A 2072-nucleotide genomic window follows, 5' to 3' on the forward strand; every position below is an offset into this window, starting at 1 on the left:
ATACCGCGCGCAATCAGCGCATCATACAGCCGGCGATCGGGTTCCTGCCCGGCGCAGATGATCACCGTATCGACAGCGAACAGCCGCGGTTCGCCGTTCACCAGCGTGTGCAGGCCGTCGTCATCGATCTTGAGATAAGTCACGCCGCCCATCAGCTTGACGCCGCGGCGCTGCAGGCTGAGGCGGTGCGTCCAGCCGGTGGTTTTACCCAGCGAACGCCCCGGCGAACCGTCGCGGCGCTGCAGGATCACCACATCGCGGCCGGAATGCTCCACCTGCGGGGTGATGCCCGTCACGCCGCCGCGCGGGTGCGCGGCAAAATCCACGCCCCATTCGCGGCAGAAGGTCGGGATATCCATGGCCGCCGATGGCCCGGCATGGGTGATCAGCGTCGCGACATCAAAGCCGATGCCGCCAGCGCCCATGATCGCCACGCGCGCGCCAACTGCCCGTCGGCCCATGATCACATCAACATAGCTTGACGCCTTGGGATGATCGATCCCCGCCAGATCCGGCACGCGCGGGCGAATGCCCGTCGCCACGATCACCTCGTCATGGCCGGCAGCCGCCAGCGCATCGGCATCAATGCGGGTGTTCAGATGCAGGGTGATGCCCAGTTTTTCGATCATGCGCGCAAAGTAGCGCAGGGTTTCGGAAAACTCCTCCTTGCCCGGCACCCGCTTGGCCAGATTGAACTGCCCGCCGATTTCGCTGCCGGCTTCATAGATGGTCACGCGGTGGCCGCGCTGCGCGGCTTCGGTGGCAAAGGCCAGCCCTGCCGGGCCAGCGCCCACCACCGCCAGATTGCGCACAATGCGCGCCGGCTGCGCCACCATCAGCGTTTCATGGCAGGCGCGCGGATTGACCAGACACGATGTCAGCCGGCCCGTGAACGTGTGATCCAGGCAGGCCTGGTTGCAGGCGATGCAGGTGTTGATCTCGTCTTCGCGGCCTTCAAAGGCCTTGTTGACCAGATCGGCATCAGCCAGCATCGGCCGCGCCATCGACACGAGATCGGCATGGCCCGCCGCCAGCACAGCTTCGGCGACTTGCGGCATGTTGATGCGATTGGATGTGATCATCGGCACGCCCACATGCTGGCGAATGCGGCCGGTCACTTCGGCAAAGGCCGCGCGCGGCACCATGGTAGCGATGGTCGGCACTTGCGATTCATGCCAGGTGAAATGCGTGCTGATGATGTTGGCGCCGGCGGCTTCCACGGCCTTGGCCAGCGCAATCACTTCCTCGCCGGACATGCCGCCCTCCAGCATGTCCATCGCCGGGATGCGGAAAATCAGGATGAAATCCGCGCCCACCGCCGCCCGTGCCCGGCGAATGACCTCGACCGGAAAGCGCATGCGGTTTTCAAAGCTGCCGCCCCACTCGTCTTCGCGCAAATTGGTCTTTTCGACCAGAAACGTCGACAGCAGATAGCCGGCCGATCCGATGATCTCCACGCCGTCATAGCCGGCGGCCTTGGCTTGCGCCGCGCAATTGGCAAAATCCGCCAATTGCTTTTCGATGCCGTCCGCGTCCAGTTCACCCGGCACATGGCGGCCGATGCGGCTGCGCACCGCCGATGGTGCCACGCAATCTGCAGTGCCCGCCAGTGGCCCGGCATGCAGGATTTGCAGCACGATCTTCACGTCCGCCGCAGCAGCGTGCACCGCCTCGGTCACGATCCGGTGCTGCGCAGCTTCGGCCGGCGTGGACAATTTCGCGCCGCCGCCGCCTTCGGGGTTGGGCGAAATGCCGCCAGTGATGATCATCCCGACACCGCCGCGCGCCCGCTCGGCAAAAAACGCCGCCATGCGTTCAAAACCGCCCTCAATGTCTTCAAGGCCGGTGTGCATCGACCCCATCAGGATGCGATTCTTGAGCTGGGTAAAGCCCAGATCGAGCGGCGAAAATACCAGCGGATAGCGCGGATGATTGGTCATGCCGACATGATAGCAGCGGCGCCCGCGCGCTTCATCCCCCTGCTTTTAATCAGCGACACCAAGCTATAGTCGGGGAGATGGTGGACGCGGCAGGGATTGAACCTGCGACCCCTGCGATGTCAACACAGTGCT

At 64.3% G+C, this 2072-nt stretch carries 1 protein-coding gene; it reads right to left on the reverse strand.

Going from position 1 to position 2072, the window contains the following annotated elements; genetic code table 11:
* The coding region (locus ABWP50_RS09100) for an oxidoreductase (protein ID WP_353217682.1) at nucleotides 1-1940 on the reverse strand (1940 nt) is incomplete at its 3' end.
* Nucleotides 1941-2072: the final 132 nt, after the last annotated feature.

The organism is Sandarakinorhabdus sp. (genome assembly GCF_040398645.1).
Taxonomy (GTDB): Bacteria; Pseudomonadota; Alphaproteobacteria; order Sphingomonadales; family Sphingomonadaceae; genus Sandarakinorhabdus.